This is a genomic window from Bacillus sp. JZ34, from assembly GCF_053903205.1.
The window spans coordinates 2,510,001-2,532,511 of sequence record NZ_CP096403.1 but is presented as its reverse complement, the minus strand read 5'-3'; the positions used below and the strand labels follow the sequence as shown (position 1 = coordinate 2,532,511).

The following is a 22,511-nucleotide window of genomic DNA, read 5'->3' as shown; positions in this document are numbered from 1 at the left end:
ATTTTGAAGAACATATGTCTATTGGGGGCGACAGGCTCCATAGGAGAACAGACGCTTGATGTGATCAAAGCGCATGACGATAAGTTTCAGCTGACCGCCATGTCTTTCGGAAAAAACGCCGAAAAAGCGGCAGAAATCATTGAAACATTTAAACCGAAGTATGTATCTGTAGGGGATGAGCATACATATGAAGCATTAAAACAGCATTCTTTTTCTTACACCTTAAAAACAGGGATCGGGGAGGAATCTTTAATCGAAGCGGCCGTTAGTCCGGAAGCGGATGTCGTCGTCAATGCTCTCGTCGGCAGCGTCGGTCTTCTGCCGACTTTAAAGGCGATGGAGCATAAAAAAACAGTCGCGCTTGCAAATAAGGAAACTCTCGTGACAGCCGGTCATATAGTGAAAGAACACGCCCAAACATACGATGTCCCGCTCTTGCCAGTCGACAGCGAGCATTCTGCGATTTTCCAGGCGCTCCAGGGGGAAAATCCGAAGCATATTAAACGGCTGATCGTCACGGCTTCAGGCGGCAGCTTCAGGGACAGAACAAGGCAGGAACTTGAAGGGGTCACAGTGGAAGAAGCCCTCAATCATCCAAATTGGTCGATGGGTGCAAAAATCACGATCGATTCGGCTACAATGATGAATAAAGGGCTCGAGGTCATTGAAGCGCACTGGCTGTTTGATCTGCCTTATGACCGGATCGATGTCCTCCTTCACAAAGAAAGCATCATTCATTCAATGGTGGAATTCCACGACCGAAGCGTCATCGCCCAGCTTGGCACACCTGATATGAGAGTGCCGATTCAATACGCGCTCAGCTATCCGGAACGCCTGCCGTTTGATGAAGCCAAATCACTCGAACTCTGGGAAGTCGGACAGCTGAATTTTGCCCAAGCTGATTTTGAAAGGTTCCGCTGCTTACAATTCGCTTATGAATCAGGTAAAATAGGCGGTACAATGCCGACTGTTTTAAACGCGGCCAACGAGGAAGCCGTTGCGGCATTTCTTTCAGGCAGGATTTCCTTTCTCGGGATTGAAGACATCATTGAAAAAGCTTTGGAACGCCATCAGGTGATCGCAAAGCCGAGCCTTCAAGAGATCCGTGAAGTGGACAAAGACGCCAGAAAGTTTGTCCAAACATTACTCACATAAGGTGGTATGTTCGTGAATACTGTGATCGCGTTTATTCTTATTTTTGGAACGCTCGTATTTTTCCATGAGCTTGGTCATCTCATCCTTGCTCAAAGAGCCGGAATACTGTGCCGGGAGTTTGCTATCGGCTTCGGTCCGAAAATCTTTTCGTTTAAGAAAAATGAGACCGTTTATACGATCAGGCTTCTTCCGATCGGCGGCTTTGTCAGAATGGCCGGCGAAGATCCTGAGATGATTGAAGTGAAGCCCGGTTATACGGTCGGGCTGTTGTTCGACAGCGAAAACAAAGTCGAAAAGATCATTATCAACCAAAAAGAAAAGTATCCTGACGCATTGGTCATCGAAGTGGAGCAGGCTGACCTGGAGCATCAGATGAGGATTACGGGCTATGAGCACGGCAATGAAGATCATCTCTCATCCTTTTCTGTCAGTGAAACGTCCTTTTTCATCGTAGACGGGGAAGAAGTCCAGATCGCTCCTTACAACCGCCAATTCCATTCAAAAACGGTTTGGCAGCGTATAAAGGCGATTGCGGCCGGCCCGATCATGAACTTTATTTTGGCTTATGTCATTCTCGTAATGCTCGGCCTGATGCAGGGAGTGCCGTCTGACGAGCCGGTGCTCGGCAAGTTGATAGACAACGGACGGGCGGCGGAAGCGGGACTCCAGGAAGGAGACCGCATTCAAACGATCAACGGGGAGAACATGAGATCGTGGACGGATATTGTCAACACGGTCAGGGAACACCCTGAAAAAGAACTGAAAATCGTTGTGATGCGCGACAACGTCAAGGTGACGAAATACGTAACACCTGAAGCAGTCAAGGCAGGGGACGAAACCGTCGGCAGATTCGGCGCTTACAACCCGGTGAAAACAGGAATCCTGACATCAATTTCCTACGGTGCGACCGAAACGGCGACAGTAGCGCAGAGCATCGTGACCAATCTCGGAAAGCTCGTCACGGGACAATTCTCAATCGACATGCTGGCCGGTCCTGTCGGCATTTATGACATGACAGACCAAGTGGCCAAGACAGGCGTTATCAATCTGCTGAAGCTGGCCGCATTTTTAAGCATTAACCTCGGGATCGTCAACCTTCTGCCAATCCCTGCGCTGGACGGCGGCAGACTGTTGTTCCTGTTTATTGAAGCGATCCGCGGAAAGCCGATCAACCGAGAAAAAGAAGCGTTTGTCGTCTTTGTCGGCGTCGCATTTTTGATGCTCTTAATGCTTGTCGTCACATGGAACGATATCCAGCGCTTATTTCTGTAAAACCAATTGCCTTTTTTAAGTGCAGCCAAGCCCTTTTAAAAGGCTCTTTTTTAGGGACGCCGTTCCCGACTCAAAAAGTAACCAACTGAAACAAATGAGGTGCGAACGAATGAGACAGAGCAGGACTTTAATTCCTACGCTCCGCGAAGTGCCGGCTGATGCTGAAGCAAAAAGCCATCAGCTTCTTCTCAGAGCGGGGTTTATCAGACAAAACACAAGCGGTGTATACAGCTATATGCCTCTTGCCAATAAAGTCATTCATAAAATCCAGAGCATTGTCCGCCAAGAAATGGAGAAAATCAATGCCGTCGAAATGCTGATGCCGGCGCTCCAGCAGGCGGAAACTTGGCAGGAATCGGGAAGATGGTACACGTACGGTCCTGAGCTCATGAGGCTGAAAGACCGCCACGGCCGCGAATTTGCCCTTGGCGCGACACACGAAGAGGTCATCACAAGCATCGTCAGAGATGAAGTGAAATCGTACAAGCGCCTTCCGCTGACCCTTTACCAGATCCAATCGAAATTCCGCGATGAAAAGCGCCCGCGCTTCGGTCTGTTGAGAGGCCGGGAATTCATCATGAAGGATGCGTATTCCTTCCATTCTTCCGCCGAAAGCCTTGATGAAACGTACAATGATATGTACCAGGCGTATACGAATGTGTTTACGCGCTGCGGCTTGAATTTCAGACCGGTCATTGCAGATTCAGGCGCGATGGGCGGAAAGGATACCCATGAATTTATGGCATTGTCCGATGTCGGTGAAGATACAATTGCGTATTCTGATCAGTCTTCATACGCTGCCAACATCGAAATGGCTGAAGTGAAGGAAGCCGGTGCTGGCGAGAAGGCTGAAATGAAAGAGCTCCAGGAAGTCCACACACCTTCGGTCAAAACGATCGAAGAAGTTGCCGCATTTCTTGGCATATCCCCGTCAGACTGCGTGAAATCAATGCTCATGAAAGCAGACGGACGTTTTGTCCTCGTGTTGACGAGAGGGGATCATGAAGTCAACGATATTAAGGTGAAGAATCTGCTCCAAGCAGAAACGATCGAATTCGCGAGCGTCGAAGAGGTTGCTGAGATAACAGGTACTGAGCCTGGCTTTGTCGGACCGGTGGGGCTCGACCGTGAAATCGAAATCTTTGCAGACTTTGCTGTGAAGGCGATGGCAAACGCAGCAGCAGGAGCGAATAAAACAGATTACCATTATCAAAACGTGAATATCAGCCGGGATGTGCACAATGTGACATTCGCCGATCTCCGCTTGATCCAGGAAGGAGACCCTTCACCGGATGGAAACGGAACGATCCGTTTTGCAAAAGGAATCGAAGTCGGACAAGTTTTTAAACTCGGCACCCGCTATTCTGAAGCGATGGACGCAACATACCTTGACGAAAACGGACGCGCTCAGCCGATGCTGATGGGCTGCTATGGAATCGGGATTTCCCGGACACTTTCGGCCATCGTTGAGCAGCATCATGACGATAAAGGCTTGATCTGGCCGCTGGAAGTGACGCCGTATGACCTGCACATCCTCGCGCTTAACATGAAAAATGACGCGCAGGTTCAGCTTGCCGAAAAGCTGTATGAAGATTTTAAAGCGAACGGCTATGACGTATTGTTTGATGACCGTGCTGAACGGGCCGGCGTTAAATTTGCAGATTCCGATTTGATCGGTCTGCCGATCCGCATCACGGTCGGAAAAAGAGCTGATGAAGGCGTTGTCGAAGTGAAGATCCGCAAAACCGGAGAATCATTTGAAGTCGCCGCTGAAGAGCTTTTGGACTTTATCGAAAAACAAGTCAAGAGCTTATCTTCTCACTCTTAAAGATGTTAAACTAGAGTAAAGGAAGGTACCTCGGGAATCGTCCCAAGGTACCTTCAATTATGATTTTCTTTTAGGGAGGAATCTGTCTTGGAAGACCAGCTTTCTGTCAACAGAAGACAGTTTCAAATTCTTCTGCAGCAGCTGAATGTAACGGAAGATACGATGATCCGTCACCTTGAAGGCGGACAAATCATAAAGCTGACCGTTCATAAAAACAAGAAGACATGGCACTTTCACTTTAAATTGAAAAATGTCCTGCCTTATCAAATCTTCGAACGGTTTCACACCCAGCTGACCCGCACCTTTTCCCATATCGCTCAGGTCACCTGTTCCATCGAGGCGGAAAACCCTTCGATTGACGAGCAGCTTGTTCAGGATTACTGGACGCGCTGCATCCAGGAACTCGATGGTATTTCCCCGCCGATTTTGACGCTTTTGAACGACCAAAAGCCCAAGCTTACGGGGAACAAAATCCTGCTTAAAACGAAAACAGATACAGAAGCATCCGCTTTAAAAAAGAAATACAGCTCGCTCATCCAGTCAAGCTACTGCACATTCGGTTTTCCTGAGCTCCAGCTCGACACAGAAATCTTTGTGTCAGATCAAGAGATTCAGAAATTCAGAGAGCAAAAAATGGCCGAAGATCAAGAGAGAGCCCTTCAGGCTTTAATCGAAATGGAAAAGCAGGATAAGGAAGCCCAAGACGATGAAGCGCCGTCAGGCCCTCTTCAGATCGGCTACCAGATTAAAGACTCTGAAGAGATCAGAACGCTTGACAGCATCATGGATGAAGAGCGGAGAATTACGGTGCAAGGCTATGTATTCGACGCTGAAACAAGAGAGCTGAAAAGCGGCAGAACGCTTTGTATCTTTAAGATAACCGACTATACAAACAGCATTCTCGTCAAAATGTTCGCACGTGAAAAAGAGGACGCTGTTTTGATGAAGTCCCTGAAAAAAGGGATGTGGGTAAAGGCGAGAGGAAGCATACAAAACGATACATTCGTCCGCGATTTGGTGATGATCGCCAACGATGTCAATGAAATCAAAGGGAAAACCCGTGAGGATACAGCACCGGAGGACGAAAAACGTGTCGAGCTCCACCTCCATTCACCGATGAGCCAGATGGATGCCGTATCAAGTATCGGCAAGCTTGTCGAACAGGCGAAAAAATGGGGGCATCCGGCTATCGCGCTCACTGATCACGCTGTTGTCCAATCGTTTCCTGATGCATTCGCGGCGAGCAAAAAGCATGGCGTGAAAATGATCTACGGACTTGAAGCCAACCTCGTCGACGACGGCGTGCCGATTGCCTACAATCCGGTGCACCGTCTGCTTGAAGAGGAGACATATGTCGTGTTCGACGTGGAGACGACGGGGCTGTCAGCCGTCTATGATACGATCATCGAGCTGGCCGCCGTAAAAGTAAAAGGCGGGGAGATCATCGAACGCTTTGAAAGGTTTGCAAACCCGCATCGCCCTTTATCGGCTACGATCATCGAGCTGACTGGGATTACCGATGATATGCTGAAAGATGCGCCTGAAGCCGAAGAGGTCATCCGAGATTTTAAAGAATGGGTCGGAGATCACACGCTTGTCGCTCACAATGCAAGCTTTGACATCGGCTTCATCAATGTCGCCTACAAGCGTCTGCTGAATTCGGAGAAAGTGCAGAACCCGGTCATTGACACACTTGAGCTGGGCCGTTTTCTTTATCCGGAATTCAAAAACCACAGGCTGAATACGCTTTGTAAAAAGTTTGACATCGAGCTCACCCAGCACCACAGGGCGATTTATGATACCGAAGCGACGGGCTATCTCCTTGTGAAAATGCTGAAAGACGCGGCCGAAAAAAATATCATGTACCACGATCAGCTGAATGAAAATATGGGGCAGTCCAATGCCTATCAGCGTTCAAGGCCATATCACGCGACCCTTTTGGCGGTCAATGAGACAGGTTTGAAAAACCTTTTCAAACTCGTGTCGCTTTCACATATCCATTATTTTTACAGGGTGCCGAGGATCCCAAGGTCACAGCTTGAAAAGTACAGAGAAGGCCTTTTAATCGGTTCGGCATGCGACAAAGGCGAAGTATTCGAAGGCATGATGCAGAAATCGCCGGAAGAGGTCGAAGACATCGCTTCATTTTATGACTATCTTGAAGTCATGCCGCCTGAAGTCTACCGGCACCTGCTCCAGCTTGAACTCGTCAGGGATGAAAAAGCGTTAAAAGAAATCATCGCCAACATCACAAAGCTCGGCGAGAAACTGAATATTCCGGTAGTAGCTACGGGGAATGTTCATTACCTGAACCCTGAGGATAAAATTTACCGCAAGATTCTGGTTTCCTCACAAGGCGGCGCAAATCCGCTCAACAGGCACGAACTGCCGAACGTTCATTTCCGTTCGACGGATGAAATGCTTGAGGCCTTTTCATTTTTGGGTGAGGAAAAAGCGAAAGAAATCGTCGTCAAGAACACCCGTTTGATCAGCGAGCGAATCGAAGAAATCAAGCCGATCAAAGACGATCTTTACACACCGAAGATCGAAGGCGCAGATGACGAAATCCGCCGCATGAGCTATGAGAAAGCAAAAAGCATTTACGGCGACGACCTTCCGGAAATCGTCGAAAAGCGGATCGAAAAAGAGCTGAAAAGCATTATCGGCCATGGATTCGCCGTCATCTATCTGATCTCTCATAAGCTTGTAAAACGCTCCCTTGATGACGGCTATCTTGTCGGTTCAAGGGGATCGGTCGGTTCTTCCCTTGTCGCAACATTGACGGAAATTACCGAGGTCAACCCGCTGCCGCCGCATTACGTCTGTCCGGATTGCCGCCATTCCGAGTTTTTCAACGATGGATCGGTCGGTTCGGGATTTGATTTGCCTGACAAAGACTGTCCGAAGTGTGGAGCGGCCTACAGAAAAGACGGCCACGACATACCGTTCGAGACGTTTCTGGGGTTTAAAGGGGACAAGGTTCCTGATATCGACTTGAACTTCTCGGGCGAATATCAGCCGCACGCCCACAACTATACGAAAGTCCTGTTCGGAGAGGATAACGTCTACCGTGCGGGAACGATCGGCACAGTCGCCGAAAAAACGGCTTACGGGTATGTCAAAGGGTATGCTAACGACAACAATTTGCATATGCGCGGGGCGGAAATCGACCGCCTTGTCCAAGGCTGTACAGGCGTCAAGCGGACGACAGGGCAGCACCCGGGCGGAATCATCGTTGTGCCTGATTACATGGATATTTACGACTTTTCACCAATCCAGTTTCCGGCGGATGCCACCGATTCCGAATGGAAGACGACGCACTTTGACTTCCATTCCATCCATGACAACCTGCTGAAGCTGGATATTCTCGGACACGATGATCCGACGGTCATCCGTATGCTCCAGGATCTGAGCGGGATTGACCCGAAGACGATTCCGACCGATGATCCCGAAGTGATGAAAATTTTCCAAGGGACAGAATCTTTAGGGGTAACCGAAGAGCAGATCGGCTGTAAAACCGGAACGCTTGGCATCCCTGAATTCGGAACCCGCTTTGTCAGACAGATGCTCGAAGACACCAAGCCGACGACATTTTCCGAGCTCGTTCAGATTTCCGGCCTGTCACACGGTACGGACGTATGGCTCGGCAACGCGCAGGAGCTGATTCACAATAATATTTGTGAACTGAGCGAAGTGATCGGCTGCCGTGATGATATTATGGTGTACTTAATCTACCAGGGGCTTGAGCCATCCCTCGCCTTTAAGATTATGGAATTTGTCCGTAAAGGTAAGGGACTGACACCTGAGTGGGAAGAAGAAATGAAGAATAATAATGTTCCGGACTGGTATATCGACTCGTGTAAAAAAATCAAATACATGTTCCCGAAAGCCCACGCTGCGGCATATGTTTTGATGGCGGTCAGAATCGCTTATTTTAAAGTCCATCATCCGCTGCTCTACTACGCAGCATACTTTACGGTGCGGGCCGATGACTTTGATATCGAAACGATGATCAAAGGGTCGACAGCGATTAAAGCCGTCATGGATGACATCAACTCTAAAGGCCTTGACGCTTCTCCGAAAGAGAAAAGTTTGCTCACGGTGCTTGAGCTGGCGCTTGAAATGTGCGAAAGGGGCTTCTCTTTCCAAAAAGTCGACTTATACAGATCGAGCGCTTCCGAATTCATCATTGACGGAAACAGCTTGATTCCGCCGTTTAATTCAATACCGGGGCTTGGAACAAACGCCGCTTTGAATATTGTCAAAGCAAGGGAAGAAGGCGAATTTCTTTCCAAAGAAGATTTGCAAAAAAGAGGCAAGGTGTCAAAAACGATCATGGAATACTTGGAGCGCCACGGCTGTCTCGAGTCGCTCCCAGATCAGAACCAGCTGTCTTTATTTTAAAGGCTGCCGACTTATTCGGCAGTCTCTTTTTTGTTTTCTAACCCAGCGCGTGCTTCGAAGATTCAGAGGCGCGTATAGTGCGGAAAGTTTGTTGGATTGATTGACAATAAAAATACATTAATGTTAATATTTTCAAAATGATATTATTCTATAAAGAAGTTCACTTTTTCAGTGAACAGAAGTTAGTTTCTTGATTAAACAAACAAAGTTCTTCGTTCCTCCGGCAAACATTGAACCTGTGTGAATCTGCAGCACATCTTCAAATTTCAAAAATTCAATCAGTCTCTTCTCCGCTTACCGAAAGACACCATTTGTCCGTCACTAAAGGAGGTGAGTGTCATGTAAACATCGGCTGTTTTGAAGGAAAACAAAATGAGGAGGAAGGAGTCCGTTGAAAGAGAAAGCTTTTTTGAAAATGAAAGCGTTTTTCTTTGTTTTACTGCTTACGTTTGCGATGTTGTTCATGCCGGCTTTCGGCAAGGCGGACATTGCATTTGCGAAAGAGAACCAAAATTATGCGGAGTTGCTGCAAAAATCAATTCTTTTCTATGAGGCGCAGCGCTCCGGAAAGCTTCCGGAAGGCAGCCGTCTGAATTGGAGAGGGGACTCTGCGCTTGAGGATGGAAAAGATGTCGGCCATGATTTGACAGGCGGATGGTATGATGCAGGAGATCACGTGAAGTTCGGCCTTCCAATGGCTTATTCTGCGGCCGTTCTGTCATGGTCCGTCTATGAGTACCGCGATGCCTATGAAGCGGCCGGACAGCTTGATGCGATATTAGACAATATCAGATGGGCGACAGACTATTTTATTAAAGCGCATACAGGCCCTTATGAGTTTTGGGGCCAAGTCGGCCATGGGGCCCAAGATCATGCCTGGTGGGGCCCGGCCGAAGTAATGCCTATGAAGCGGCCGGCTTATAAGATAGATGCAGCCTGTCCCGGGTCAGACCTTGCCGGCGGTACAGCAGCAGCCCTAGCTTCTGCATCAATCATTTTCAAGCCGACAGACGCTTCTTATTCAAATAAACTATTGGCCCATGCCAAGGAATTATACGATTTTGCCGACCGCTACCGCGGCAAATATTCAGACTGCATTACAGACGCGCAGCAATATTATAATTCGTGGAGCGGATATAAAGATGAACTGACATGGGGAGCTGTCTGGCTCTACTTGGCAACCGGCGATCAAAAATATTTGGATAAAGCGCTTGCTTCGGTCTCAGATTGGGGCGATCCCGCAAACTGGCCTTACCGCTGGACGCTTTCCTGGGATGACGTCACTTACGGAGCACAGCTGCTGCTCGCTCGTCTGACGAACGAATCCCGATTCACCGCATCTGTCGAACGCAATCTTGATTATTGGTCGACAGGCTACAATCATAATGGAAGCACAGAGCGTATCACTTATACACCAGGCGGGCTGGCATGGCTTGAGCAGTGGGGATCGCTGCGCTACGCTTCAAACGCCGCTTTTCTCGCTTTTGTTTATTCAGATTGGGTAAAAGATGCCGGCAAAGCAAAAAGGTATCGGGATTTTGCGGTTCAGCAAATGAACTATATGCTTGGGGATAATCCGCAACAGCGCAGCTTTATCGTCGGGTACGGAACAAATCCGCCGAAGCACCCGCATCACCGCACCGCACACGGTTCATGGGCCGATCATATGAATGTGCCTGAAAACCACCGCCATACCCTTTACGGCGCGTTAGTAGGCGGACCGGGAAGAGACGATTCGTACCGGGACGAAACAAATGATTATGTGTCAAACGAAGTTGCGATCGATTACAATGCGGCTTTCACGGGCAATGCAGCCAAAATGTTTCAACTGTATGGTGCCGGGCAATCACCGCTGCCTCATTTTCCCGAAAAGGAAACACCAGAAGATGAATTTTTTGCGGAGGCATCCATAAACAGCTCGGGAAACAACTACTCAGAAATCAGAGTGCAGCTTAATAACCGATCAGGATGGCCGGCAAAGAAAACCGATAAGCTGTCTTTCCGCTATTACGTGGACCTGACTGAAGCGGTGAATGCCGGATTTTCTTCGGAAGATATAAAGATCTCAACCGGATACAACGAAGGGGCGTCGGTGTCCCAGCTGAAGCCATATCACATCGGCGAACACATTTACTATACGGAAGTCAGCTTCAGCGGGGTTATGATATACCCCGGGGGTCAATCCGCCCATAAGAAAGAAGTTCAGTTCCGCCTAGCGGCTCCGGCGGGGACGTCTTTTTGGAATCCGAAAAATGACCACTCTTACCGGGGGCTGTCACACACGCTGGCAAAAACCCGGTATATACCAGTATATGATGAAGGCCGGCTTGTTTTTGGAAATGAGCCCGACTAAAAAACACCCGGATTCAATCCCCGGCAGTCCCATCATATGAAACGAAAGCTTGAAGCTTTAAAAGGAGGACGCATCATGGACAATAAAACACGCTTTATGCAATTGTATGAGCAAATTAAAAATCCGCAAAACGGCTATTTTTCGCCTGAAGGCATTCCTTATCATTCAGTTGAAACGCTCATATGCGAAGCGCCTGATTACGGCCATATGACAACATCTGAAGCATACAGTTATTGGCTGTGGCTTGAAGCGATGTACGGCCGATACACACAGGACTGGTCAAAGCTAGAAGCCGCCTGGGACAATATGGAGAAATATATCATCCCGGTCAATGAAGGCGATGGAAACGAAGAACAGCCGACGATGAACTATTATAACCCCTCAAGCCCTGCCACATATGCCGCCGAACACCGCTACCCAGATCTTTATCCTTCGGCTTTGACCGGACAATATCCGGCCGGAAACGATCCGCTTGACAGTGAGCTTAGATCCACATACGGAAGCAATGAAACGTATTTAATGCACTGGCTGCTTGATGTCGATAACTGGTATGGATTCGGGAACCTGTTGAACCCATCACACACCGCCGTTTATGTGAACACTTACCAGCGCGGTGAACAGGAGTCTGTTTGGGAAACGGTTCCGCACCCCTCTCAAGATAATCAGACGTTTGGAAAACCGAATGAAGGGTTTATGAGTCTGTTTACAAAAGAAAATCAGGCTCCTGCCCCGCAATGGCGCTACACTAATGCGACCGACGCCGATGCGCGCGCTGTTCAGGCGATGTACTGGGCAAGGCAATGGGGCTACAGCAATACTAAGTATTTAGAAAAAGCTAAAAAAATGGGGGACTTTCTCCGTTACGGCATGTATGACAAATACTTTCAAGAGATTGGAAGCGCTGCTGACGGCTCGCCTTCCCGCGGAACTGGAAAAAATGCCTGTCATTATTTAATGGCATGGTACACTGCTTGGGGAGGCGGATTGGGACAGTATGCCAACTGGGCGTGGCGGATCGGTGCGAGTCATGTGCACCAAGGTTATCAAAACCCTGTCGCTTCTTATGCACTGTCAACAGCTGAAGGCGGATTGATTCCAAATTCATCCACGGCGCGCAGCGATTGGGAAAAGGCGCTGAAAAGGCAGCTTGAACTTTACACATGGCTGCTTTCTTCAGAAGGAGCTGTTGCAGGCGGCGCCACGAATAGCTGGAACGGCAGCTACAGCGCATATCCGCAGAATGTCAGCACATTTTACGGAATGGCATACACAGAAGCGCCTGTATATCACGATCCGCCTTCTAACAATTGGTTCGGGATGCAAGTCTGGCCGCTGGAAAGGGTGGCGGAACTGTATTACATTTTCGCAGAGAAAGGTGACAAATCGTCTGAAAACTTCCAAATGGCAAAGCATGTGATTGAAAAATGGATCGCGTATTCGCTTGATTATGTGTTTGTGGGCGAACGGCCTGTTACGGATGAAGAAGGCTATTATTTAAATGAAGCGGGAGAACGCGTCCTTGGCGGCCAAAACCCGCAGATCGCCGTACAATCCGATCCAGGCGAGTTTTGGATTCCGGCAAACCTTGAATGGAGCGGCCAGCCTGATCCGTGGAAGGGATTTGATTCATTTACCGGAAATCCGGGACTGCATGTCACGACGAAGAATCCTTCTCAAGATGTCGGTGTTCTCGGCAGCTATATTAAAACGCTTGTCTTCTTTGCAGCCGGAACAAAAGCCGAAACCGGCGGCTTTACCACTCTTGGAAACAAGGCCAAAAACGTGGCAAAAGAACTGCTTGATGCAGCATGGAATAAAAATGACGGAATCGGTATCGCAGCAGAGGAAGAACATGAAGATTATATCCGCTACTTTACGAAGGAAGTCTATTTTCCGAATGGCTGGAGCGGCAAAAACGGGCAGGGCAACACCATTCCTGGTTCCAACACTGTGCCGTCTGATCCGGCAAAGGGCGGTAACGGCGTCTATATCAGTCATGCCGACCTCCGTCCGAAAATTAAAAACGATCCGATGTGGCCTTATTTGGAAAATAAATATCAGACCTCGTGGAATCCGAATACAGGCAAATGGGAAAACGGTCTGCCGACTTTTGTGTATCACCGCTTCTGGTCTCAGGTCGATATGGCGACAGCTTACGCTGAGTATGACCGTTTAATCGGAAATGCATAACAATCTGTAAGAGAATGTCAGATTGATATGCGCTTGAACGTTTGGGAAAAGGCGGCGTTCAGCCGCCTTTTTTAAATTGAGGGATTTTAGCCAGTGTTTTGCACGATCATCTAATAAAAAAGGAGTTCAAAAGTTTGAGAGAAAAATGGTTAGCCTTGTGTTTAAAGTCGATCATTCTGTTCGTTTTGATCATGGGAACCGTTCTTTTATCCGCAGTTCCGAAAGCTTCAGGAACAAACGGGCCAGCTAAGCAAGGAAAGCAGAGCATCATCACCCCGTCAGACCTTTTGGAAAACATGAGCCCCGGATGGAACCTTGGCAACACGCTGGATGCTGTTCCGACAGAAGGCTCTTGGAACAATCCGCCGGTTCGCGAGCATACTTTTGATGATATTCGCGACGCGGGGTTTAAAAGCGTCCGGATCCCGGTGACATGGGACTCCCACATCGGCAGCGCTCCCGGGTATCCGATCGACACCGCTTGGATGAACCGGGTGGAAGAAGTGACGGATTGGGCGTTGGAAAGAGAATTTTTTGTCGTGTTAAATATTCACCACGATTCTTGGCTATGGATCAGCCGCATGGGAAACAGCCAGCAGGAGACATTAGATAAGCTGGGGAAAGTCTGGAAGCAAATTGCCGAGCGTTTTAAAAACAAAAGTGAACGCCTCCTGTTTGAAATCGTCAATGAACCGACTGGAATGAACGCATATCAAATGAATCTGCTTAACCGCGAGATGCTGAACATCATCCGTTCGACCGGCGGCAACAACAGCCAGCGGCTCGTGATCGTCGGGGGGCTTGAAGATAACAAAGATGAATTGCTTCATTCATTTGAACCGCCTGATGATGACCGGATTGTCCTCACATATCACTACTATTCTCCGTGGGATTACGTATCAAACTGGTGGGGCCGGACGACTTGGGGATCGGCAGCCGAAATCTCCGAGATGGAGGAAGATATCAAACCGGTTTATGAAAAATTTGTAAGGGAAGGATACCCGGTTATCATCGGCGAATACGGTACCCTCGGCGCCAATGAAAAGCATTCAAAGCGGCTCTATCATGATACGTTTGTCCGCCTTGCCCACAAATATCAAATGGTCCCGATGTGGTGGGACAACGGGAATGACCAGTTTGACCGGACTGAGAGACAGTGGCGCGATCCTGTTGTTAAAGAGATTGTCATTCAGGCGGGACGCGGCGTTCCCAATGCGATCATCAAACCGGCAGATCTTTTTATAAAAAAAGGTCAAAACCTCAGCGATCAGACGGTGGACATTCAGCTGAACGGCAATGTGCTGACTGGCATTTATCAGAAATCCGAACCATTAAAGGAAGGCAGTGATTATACAGTTGATAATGCCGGAAAGACGGTCTCTATTAAGGAATCCTGCTTGGCAAAGCTGCTGAACGGGTCCGGGCAGCCTGGGGTAAAAGCGCAGCTCACGTTTACGTTTCATAAAGGAGCCAGCCAGGTTATGGATATCATTCTTTATGATGACCCGAAGCTTGAAAAAAGCGAATTCACCGTCAGTCAATCGGCAATCAGCGGTGATCTCAAAATCCCGGCTTCACTGAACGGAACGAAGCTGGCTACGGTTAAAGGAGTCGTCGATTCTACAGGAAGGCCGGTTCTTGAAGAAGTATGGTCATGGACGCCCTACTTGAACTATGACGAGGATTTTTACGAAAAAGACGGGGATTTGTATTTGAGAGAGCGGGTTTTAAAGTATTTGAAAAGCGATTCCACCTTTACATTTGAACTGTGGCCGAAAGGCGTCGAGACGGTCGTGAAGGTGAAAGTCACGCCTTGAACGGCCTGCTAATCTCTGAATGGCGCCGTCCATGGATCTTCTTTATGAAAGCAGGGGAAAATAATGATGACGAAAAAGTTTTTTTTGACACTGCTGATACCGTTTTTGCTTGCGCTTTCCGCCATTCAGTTTGGCAATCCCCGGCCGGCACTAGCCGCGTCTCCTTTTGTTGAGACATCCGGAACATCGTTCATTTTAAATGGAAAAGACTTTTATTTTGCCGGGACGAATAACTATTATTTCCATTATAAATCTAAAAAAATGGTCGATGATGTGTTCGAAGATATGAAAGCGATGAATTTGAAAGTGATCCGCATCTGGGGATTTCTTGACGGCCAGCCGCAGGAAAATACCGTCATGCAGCCAAGGCCGGGCATATATGATGAATCAGGTTTTTCAAAGCTTGACTATGCCATTTATAAAGCGGGACAGACAGGGATAAAACTAGTCATCCCTTTTGTGAACAACTGGGATGATTTCGGCGGGATGAATCAATATGTCAGGTGGTTTCAGGCGGATGGACATGACGCCTTTTATACTCATCCGGACATTAAAGAGGCGTATAAAAATTATGTATCCTATATGCTGAACCGAGTCAACACATATAATGGCGTCAAATATAAAGATGATCCCGCGATTATGGCGTGGGAGCTTGCCAATGAACCGAGGGTCCAGTCTGACAGAACCGGAAATACACTTGTCGAATGGGCGGATGAGATGAGCGAATTTATTAAATCTATTGATCAGAACCATCTTGTAGCGGTTGGAGATGAAGGATTTTATCATATAGAAGGGCACCCTGATTGGCATTACAGCGGCGGAGAAGGTGTGGATTGGAAAAGGCTGACTGCTCTTAAGCATATTGATTACGGCACATATCACCTCTATCCGGATCATTGGGGCAAAACGGCCGAATGGGGAAATCAGTGGATCACAGACCATATTTGCGATGGAAAAGAAATCGGCAAGCCGGTCGTTTTAGAAGAGTACGGCTATCAGGATAAGTCCAGAAGGGACGACGTCTACAGAACATGGCTTGAACTCATAGAAAAGCAGGGCGGAGCGGGCAGCCAATTTTGGATTTTGACCGGTATTCAGGATGACGGGACCCTTTATCCGGATTATGACGGTTTTCGGATCGTTTATCCGAGCTCTGCCGCTTCTGTCATTTCAGAACATGCGAAGCGGATGAATGAGAAATCATCCGCTTCCGAAATGCGTCAGACTAAACGCTGTCATGATTTGCAATAAAAATATGGTTATGGTATAGTTTTATTGGAAATGCTAACGATAGCCGAGGCGAAGAGTGGGGAAACCCGCTCTTTTGTATTGAACAGGCAATTTTGTCTCGACATGTTCATCGTTTTTTCTAAATCCCCTGCTTTTGAAGCAGGGTTTTTACGAGGGAGCTGATGAATGGGAGCCTGCACAAGGAGGAAAAGTATGAGTAACAAAGTGATCGATACCGTCAGCGAAATGGTCCAGCCTATACTAGACAATCTTCAGCTTGAACTCGTTGACATCGAATTTGTCAAGGAAGGTCCGAGCTGGTTTCTTCGCGTGTTTATTGATTCAGATGACGGCGTGGACATCGAGGAATGTGCCAAGGTTAGCGAAGCTCTTAGTGAAAAGCTCGACGAGGCTGACCCGATCAAGCAAAACTATTTTCTTGAAGTATCGTCACCTGGAGCTGAGAGGCCTTTAAAGAAAGAAGCCGATTTCATGAAAGCGCTCGGAAAAAACGTATATATTAAAACGTACGAACCTATTGAAGGCAATAAAGAGTTTGAAGGCGAGCTTTCCGCATTTGACGGTGAAAACGTGGAAGTCGCGGTGATGATCAAAACGCGCCGGAAAACGATCAATATTCCATATGATAAAGTAGCCAAAGCAAGGCTGGCTGTTTCGTTCAATTAATTTTTGACTGTTTAAGGGGGAAACCATAAACATGAGTAGTGAGTTGTTAGATGCCCTGACTGTTCTTGAAAAAGAAAAGGGAATCAGTAAGGACATTATTATTGAAGCAATTGAAGCTGCGCTCATTTCCGCTTATAAGCGGAACTTCAACCAGGCGCAGAACGTCAGGGTAGATTTAAATCGCGACACCGGTTCAATCCGCGTTTTCGCCCGCAAAGATGTCGTGGATGAAGTGTATGATCCGCGCCTTGAAATCTCGATTGAAGATGCCGTAAACATCAATCCGAACTACATTGTCGGAGATGTCGTGGAAATCGAAGTGACGCCGAAGGATTTCGGCCGCATCGCTGCACAGACGGCAAAGCAGGTCGTGACTCAGCGCGTCCGCGAAGCGGAGCGCGGCGTCATCTATTCTGAATTCATCGATCGCGAAGAAGATATCATGACAGGCATCGTTCAGCGGATCGACAATAAGTTCATCTATGTCTCTTTAGGAAAAATCGAGGCCCTTCTGCCGGTTTCAGAACAGATGCCGAATGAAGTCTACAAGCCCCATGACCGGATCAAAGTGTTCATTACAAAAGTCGAAAAAACGACGAAGGGTCCGCAGATTTACGTTTCAAGAACTCATCCAGGTTTATTAAAACGTCTCTTTGAAATCGAAGTCCCGGAAATTTACGATGGAACGGTCGAGCTCAAATCCGTGGCGAGAGAAGCGGGAGACCGCTCGAAGATTTCCGTGCGCACGGATAATCCCGACATCGATCCCGTCGGCGCCTGCGTCGGACCGAAGGGTCAGCGCGTTCAGGCGATCGTCAATGAATTGAAAGGCGAGAAAATTGATATTGTTCATTGGTCAAACGACCCGGTTGAATTCGTCGCCAATGCGCTGAGCCCTTCAAAAGTGCTCGACGTCATCGTCAATGAAGAGGATAAGGCGACAACGGTTGTCGTTCCTGACTACCAGCTGTCGCTCGCCATCGGAAAAAGAGGTCAAAACGCCCGCCTGGCAGCCAAGCTGACAAGCTGGAAGATCGATATTAAAAGCGAAACAGATGCAAGAGAGCTTGGAATTTATCCAAGGGAGCTTGAAGAAGAGGAGCCGGAAGAGCTTTTCTTTGAAAGCGAAACTCCAGAATCGGATGAATAAGAGGTGACCTTTGGTGAAAAGCCGAAAGAAGATCCCGCTTAGAAAATGCGTCGTAACAGGGGAAATGAAGCCTAAAAAGGAGCTCATCCGCGTCGTCCGTTCGAAAGAAGGGGAAGTTTCCGTAGACCCGACCGGCAAGAAAAACGGCCGGGGAGCCTACCTTACTCTTGATAAAGACGTCATTTTAACTGCAAAAAAGAAAAACAGCTTAGCAAATCAGCTTCAAGCACAGATTGATGATCAGATTTTTGATGAACTGCTGGAACTGGCGGAAAAGGAGAATTAGATAAATGTCGGAATCAGAATGGTTTTCCTTGCTGGGTCTGGCGAATCGAGCTCGAAAGGTCGTGTCCGGAGAAGACCTGGTTGTGAAAGAAATCAGGCATTCGCGCGCAAAGCTTGTTTTGCTTGCAGACGACGCATCGGCTAACACGGAGAAAAAAGTAACCGACAAATGCAGGCACTACGATGTACCGGTGAAAAAAGTCGGAGATCGTATGCTTTTGGGCCGTTCAATCGGCAAAGAATCCCGTGTGGTTGTTGCTGTCACTGATCAAGGTTTTGCGAATACGTTGCTCCGAAAGCTCGATTAATTTTTTTGGGGGTGAACGAATGGCTAAAATGAGAGTTTATGAATATGCAAAAGCCATAAATGTTTCAAGTAAGGATATTATCGCGGCATTGAAAGATATGAATATCGAAGTCAATAACCATATGGCGATGATCGAAGAAAATGCGATCAAACAGCTCGATCAAAAATTCAAGAAGAGCGCTAAACCTGCGGGAAATAAAAAGGATGCCGGTACAGGCGGACAAAAGCCGCAGCAAGAAGCCGCAAAACAGAATGCCGGAAGTAAGCCAAACAAAAATCGAGACGGAAAGAAGAATAACGTGCAGAATACTCAATTTAACAATAAAAACAAGAAGAAAAACAACAACAACAATAACAAAAAGAACAAGCGCGGTAAAAATCATCAATCTCCGCAGGAGAAGCAGTTCAAGCCGAAAAAAGAACTGCCTGAAAAAATCGAATTTACCAACTCAATGTCGGTCGGGCAGCTTGCCGAAGAGCTCGGAAAAGAACCGTCAGAAATCATTAAAAAATTAATGCTTCTCGGCACTATGGCAACGATCAACCAAGATCTTGACAAAGATACCGTTGAGCTGATCGCTTCAGAATACGGCGTCGACGTCGAAGAAGTGATCGTCCTTGAAGAAACCGAGCTCGAAAAATACGAAGAGCCGGATCAAGAAGAAGACCTTGAAATCCGTCCTCCTGTCGTAACAATCATGGGCCACGTCGACCACGGAAAAACAACGCTTCTTGACAGCATCAGAAAAACGAAGGTCGTCGAAGGCGAAGCCGGAGGCATCACACAGCATATTGGCGCTTATCAGATCGAGGAAAACGGCAAAAAAATCACCTTCCTTGACACTCCGGGCCACGCCGCATTCACAACGATGCGCGCACGCGGTGCGGAAGTTACGGATATTACGATTCTCGTCGTAGCTGCAGATGACGGGGTCATGCCGCAGACGGTCGAAGCGATCAACCATGCGAAAGCGGCTGAAGTGCCGATCATCGTCGCTGTCAACAAAATCGACAAACCGACGGCAAACCCTGACCGGGTGATGCAGGAGCTGACAGAGCACGGTCTTGTTCCTGAAGCATGGGGAGGCGAGACGATTTTCGTTCCTCTTTCAGCACTGTCAGGAGAGGGAATCGATGAGCTGATCGAAATGATCCTGCTCGTCAGCGAGGTCGAGGAGCTCAAAGCGAATCCGAACCGCAGAGCAAAAGGAACGGTCATCGAAGCCGAGCTTGATAAAGGAAAAGGTTCTGTCGCAACACTGCTCGTTCAAAACGGAACGCTTCACGTCGGAGATCCGATTGTCGTCGGGAACACATTTGGCCGCGTTCGCGCGATGGTCAATGATGTCGGCAGACGCGTTAAATCGGCGGGGCCGTCAACACCTGTTGAAATCACCGGATTGAACGAAGTTCCGAACGCAGGGGATCAGTTCCTTGTGTTCAAAGACGAAAAAACAGCCCGTTCAGTCGGCGAAGCCCGCGCTACCAAACAGCTTGAAGAACAGCGCAGCGATAAAGCGAAGCTCAGCCTTGATGACTTGTTTGAACAGATTAAACAAGGCGATGTCAAAGACATTAATCTCGTTGTCAAAGCTGATGTTCAAGGCTCTGCTGAAGCTCTCGTTGCAGCACTGCAAAAAATAGAAGTCGAAGGCGTCAGAGTCAAAATCATCCACACAGGCGTAGGTGCGATTACCGAATCAGACATTATTTTAGCTTCTGCTTCAAATGCAATCGTGATCGGGTTTAATGTCAGACCTGACGGAAATGCTAAGAGTACCGCCGAAGCCGAAAATGTGGATATCCGCCTTCACCGCATCATTTATAAAGTCATCGATGAGATCGAAGCAGCCATGAAAGGCATGCTTGATCCTGAGTATGAAGAAAAAGTGATCGGCATGGTTGAAGTCCGTCAAACATTCAAAGTCTCTAAAATCGGAACGATTGCCGGAGGCTATGTAACGGAAGGTACGATCACACGTGACAGCGGAATCCGCTTGATCCGCGACGGCGTCGTCATCTATGAAGGGGAAGTCGATGTGCTGAAACGCTTTAAAGATGATGTGAAAGAAGTTTCACAAGGATATGAATGTGGTATCACCATTAAGAAATACAACGACATTCGCGAAGGCGATATGATCGAAGCGTATGTCATGCAAGAAATTGAAAGAAAGTGATCGGTTTCGTTGAATGCGAATGCATCATTTACGATGCATCATCACTCAAGGAAAAACGGGCGGTGCTGAAGCGGGTGATCACAAGAATCCGCGCAAAGTTCAACGTTTCTGTTTCAGAAATTGACTACCAGGACACTTGGCAGCGCACAAGCTTTGGTATCGCCGCCGTTTCTTCCTCTCGCGTGCAAACGGAAAAAGAGCTGCAACGGGTTCTAAGCTTTATCGACTCTTTTCCGGAAATTGAACGGACGATCACGAGAACAGAGTGGTTTTAACGTAGAGGTGGTATGGTCATGACGATGAGAGCTACCCGTGTGGGTGAGCAGATGAAAAAAGAACTTGGTGACATTATCGGCAGAAAGCTGAAAGATCCGCGGATCGGATTTTTAACAGTCACTGATGTCAGGGTCTCAGGTGATTTGCAAATTGCCAAAGTGTATATTTCCGTTTTAGGCGATGAAAAGAAACGGGAAGAAACGCTCAAGGGCCTGGCAAAAGCAAAGGGCTTTATTCGTTCCGAACTTGGAAACCGAATCAGGCTTCGCAAAACACCTGAAATCCATTTTGAGTTCGATGAATCGATCGATTACGGAAACCGTATCGAAACATTGATTCACGAGCTGAACGCAAACAAAGAAGAATCATAAGCTGAAAAAGGATAGGCGGGCGACTGCCTGTCCTTTTTAGCTCCAAATGAGAAAGGGGCGAAGAAACACGAATGTATAACGGAGTCCTTCTGTTACATAAACCGGTCGGCATGACTTCGCACGACTGCGTCATGAAGATCCGCAAACTGTTGAAAACAAAAAAGGTCGGCCATACCGGCACATTGGATCCCGAGGTGTCGGGCGTTCTCCCGATCTGCGTCGGGAGAGCAACCAAAGTCGTCGAGTATTTGACGGAAAAGTCCAAAACATATGATGCAGAGGTCACGCTTGGCTGTTCCACGGAGACAGAAGACCAGACGGGGCAAGTCACGGAAAAGAAACCCGTCTTAGCGCCGCCTGATGAACAGGCCGTGCAGAGCGTCCTGAGATCTCTTGAAGGAACGATTGAGCAAGTCCCGCCGATGTATTCCGCTGTCAAGGTAGGCGGCAAAAAGCTGTATGAATACGCGCGGGCCGGTATCGAGGTTGAACGGCCGAAGCGAGCCATCACCATCCATCATATCGAACTGACATCCGAGATTCGCCATGAGCAGGATAAAGCCCGCTTTCGGTTTGTTGTGACATGTTCAAAAGGCACATATGTCAGGACCTTGGCGGTAACAATCGGGGAGAAGCTCGGATATCCCGCGCATATGTCCAACCTGGTCAGGACCGCATCAGGCCCTTTTACCCTTGATGAATGCTTGACCTTTGAAGACGTCGAAGGCTTGATTGCTGGTGGAACATTGTCCGAAAAGCTCGTCCCCATCGAACGTGCGCTTGATCATTTGCCGAAATGGATAATTAGTGATACATTAGCTAAGAAAGTGGAAAATGGAGCGGTGCTTGAAACGCCCGGCAGCTTTTCTCATTTGACGAGCGAAGACCGCATTGCGGTCTTTACGGAAGCAGGCCGGTGCACAGCCGTCTATTATCCGCATCCGACCAAAACCGGCCTGTTGAAGCCGGCAAAAGTACTCGTGCAAAAAAGCGAACAATAGAAAAGGTG

16 protein-coding genes are annotated in these 22,511 nt (G+C 48.0%); all 16 read left to right on the top strand.

Features of this window, described 5'->3' with window-relative positions:
* Positions 1 to 3: 3 nt before the first annotated feature.
* The 16 genes from dxr (at position 4) to truB (ending at position 22,503) form a co-directional block, all read left to right on the top strand.
* Positions 4 to 1,155: a 1-deoxy-D-xylulose-5-phosphate reductoisomerase gene (gene dxr / locus M1D90_RS12715; RefSeq protein ID WP_456282805.1), complete on the top strand. Its 1,152-nt coding sequence runs from the start codon at positions 4 to 6 to the stop codon at positions 1,153 to 1,155.
* Positions 1,156 to 1,161: 6 nt separating this feature from the next.
* Positions 1,162 to 2,427: an RIP metalloprotease RseP gene (gene rseP / locus M1D90_RS12710; protein WP_095323561.1), complete on the top strand. Its 1,266-nt coding sequence runs from the start codon at positions 1,162 to 1,164 to the stop codon at positions 2,425 to 2,427.
* A 109-nt stretch (positions 2,428 to 2,536) separates the two neighbouring features.
* A complete protein-coding gene (locus tag M1D90_RS12705) occupies positions 2,537 to 4,255 on the top strand; it encodes a proline--tRNA ligase (protein ID WP_079289131.1) in 1,719 nt (572 codons plus the stop codon).
* Between the two features lie 87 nt (positions 4,256 to 4,342).
* On the top strand, positions 4,343 to 8,659 hold the full coding sequence (locus tag M1D90_RS12700) for a PolC-type DNA polymerase III (RefSeq protein ID WP_020451423.1): 4,317 nt from the start codon (positions 4,343 to 4,345) through the stop codon (positions 8,657 to 8,659).
* Positions 8,660 to 9,050: 391 nt separating this feature from the next.
* A complete protein-coding gene (locus M1D90_RS12695; RefSeq protein WP_080131378.1) occupies positions 9,051 to 11,012 on the top strand; it encodes a glycoside hydrolase family 9 protein in 1,962 nt (653 codons plus the stop codon).
* Between the two features lie 75 nt (positions 11,013 to 11,087).
* Complete coding sequence (locus M1D90_RS12690) at positions 11,088 to 13,202, top strand: glycoside hydrolase family 48 protein (RefSeq protein ID WP_277868612.1); 2,115 nt, start codon at positions 11,088 to 11,090, stop codon at positions 13,200 to 13,202.
* A gap of 134 nt (positions 13,203 to 13,336) precedes the next feature.
* On the top strand, positions 13,337 to 15,019 hold the full coding sequence (locus M1D90_RS12685) for a cellulase family glycosylhydrolase (RefSeq protein ID WP_277868613.1): 1,683 nt from the start codon (positions 13,337 to 13,339) through the stop codon (positions 15,017 to 15,019).
* Between the two features lie 63 nt (positions 15,020 to 15,082).
* Positions 15,083 to 16,270 carry a glycoside hydrolase 5 family protein gene (locus tag M1D90_RS12680; RefSeq protein ID WP_026579726.1) on the top strand — a complete coding sequence of 396 codons (1,188 nt, stop codon included), beginning with the start codon at positions 15,083 to 15,085 and terminating at the stop codon, positions 16,268 to 16,270.
* A 192-nt stretch (positions 16,271 to 16,462) separates the two neighbouring features.
* A complete protein-coding gene (gene rimP, locus M1D90_RS12675) occupies positions 16,463 to 16,936 on the top strand; it encodes a ribosome maturation factor RimP (RefSeq protein WP_023857195.1) in 474 nt (157 codons plus the stop codon).
* 31 nt (positions 16,937 to 16,967) lie between these two features.
* Positions 16,968 to 18,086, top strand: a complete 1,119-nt coding sequence (gene nusA / locus M1D90_RS12670) for a transcription termination factor NusA (RefSeq protein WP_020451429.1) — start codon at positions 16,968 to 16,970, stop codon at positions 18,084 to 18,086.
* A gap of 13 nt (positions 18,087 to 18,099) precedes the next feature.
* A complete protein-coding gene (gene rnpM / locus M1D90_RS12665) occupies positions 18,100 to 18,372 on the top strand; it encodes an RNase P modulator RnpM (protein WP_020451430.1) in 273 nt (90 codons plus the stop codon).
* 4 nt (positions 18,373 to 18,376) lie between these two features.
* Positions 18,377 to 18,679: a YlxQ family RNA-binding protein gene (locus tag M1D90_RS12660; RefSeq protein ID WP_020451431.1), complete on the top strand. Its 303-nt coding sequence runs from the start codon at positions 18,377 to 18,379 to the stop codon at positions 18,677 to 18,679.
* 19 nt (positions 18,680 to 18,698) lie between these two features.
* Entirely contained in the window at positions 18,699 to 20,855 is a 2,157-nt protein-coding gene (infB, locus tag M1D90_RS12655) for a translation initiation factor IF-2 (protein ID WP_020451432.1), read from the top strand.
* Positions 20,852 to 21,130 carry a DUF503 domain-containing protein gene (locus tag M1D90_RS12650; protein ID WP_020451433.1) on the top strand — a complete coding sequence of 93 codons (279 nt, stop codon included), beginning with the start codon at positions 20,852 to 20,854 and terminating at the stop codon, positions 21,128 to 21,130. The genes infB and M1D90_RS12650 overlap by 4 nt, the downstream gene beginning before the upstream one ends.
* 18 nt (positions 21,131 to 21,148) lie before the next feature.
* On the top strand, positions 21,149 to 21,502 hold the full coding sequence (gene rbfA / locus M1D90_RS12645; protein WP_003181873.1) for a 30S ribosome-binding factor RbfA: 354 nt from the start codon (positions 21,149 to 21,151) through the stop codon (positions 21,500 to 21,502).
* Between the two features lie 71 nt (positions 21,503 to 21,573).
* On the top strand, positions 21,574 to 22,503 hold the full coding sequence (gene truB, locus M1D90_RS12640) for a tRNA pseudouridine(55) synthase TruB (RefSeq protein ID WP_025811410.1): 930 nt from the start codon (positions 21,574 to 21,576) through the stop codon (positions 22,501 to 22,503).
* Positions 22,504 to 22,511: the final 8 nt, after the last annotated feature.

Coding starts and splice junctions, on each gene's coding strand:
- rimP (WP_023857195.1), top strand. CDS start 16,463: ATGAGTAACAAAGTGATCGATACCGTCAGCGAAATGGTCCAGCCTATA.
- infB (WP_020451432.1), top strand. CDS start 18,699: ATGGCTAAAATGAGAGTTTATGAATATGCAAAAGCCATAAATGTTTCA.
- M1D90_RS12660 (WP_020451431.1), top strand. CDS start 18,377: ATGTCGGAATCAGAATGGTTTTCCTTGCTGGGTCTGGCGAATCGAGCT.
- truB (WP_025811410.1), top strand. CDS start 21,574: ATGTATAACGGAGTCCTTCTGTTACATAAACCGGTCGGCATGACTTCG.
- rbfA (WP_003181873.1), top strand. CDS start 21,149: ATGACGATGAGAGCTACCCGTGTGGGTGAGCAGATGAAAAAAGAACTT.
- nusA (WP_020451429.1), top strand. CDS start 16,968: ATGAGTAGTGAGTTGTTAGATGCCCTGACTGTTCTTGAAAAAGAAAAG.
- M1D90_RS12680 (WP_026579726.1), top strand. CDS start 15,083: ATGATGACGAAAAAGTTTTTTTTGACACTGCTGATACCGTTTTTGCTT.
- rseP (WP_095323561.1), top strand. CDS start 1,162: ATGTTCGTGAATACTGTGATCGCGTTTATTCTTATTTTTGGAACGCTC.
- M1D90_RS12690 (WP_277868612.1), top strand. CDS start 11,088: ATGGACAATAAAACACGCTTTATGCAATTGTATGAGCAAATTAAAAAT.
- M1D90_RS12705 (WP_079289131.1), top strand. CDS start 2,537: ATGAGACAGAGCAGGACTTTAATTCCTACGCTCCGCGAAGTGCCGGCT.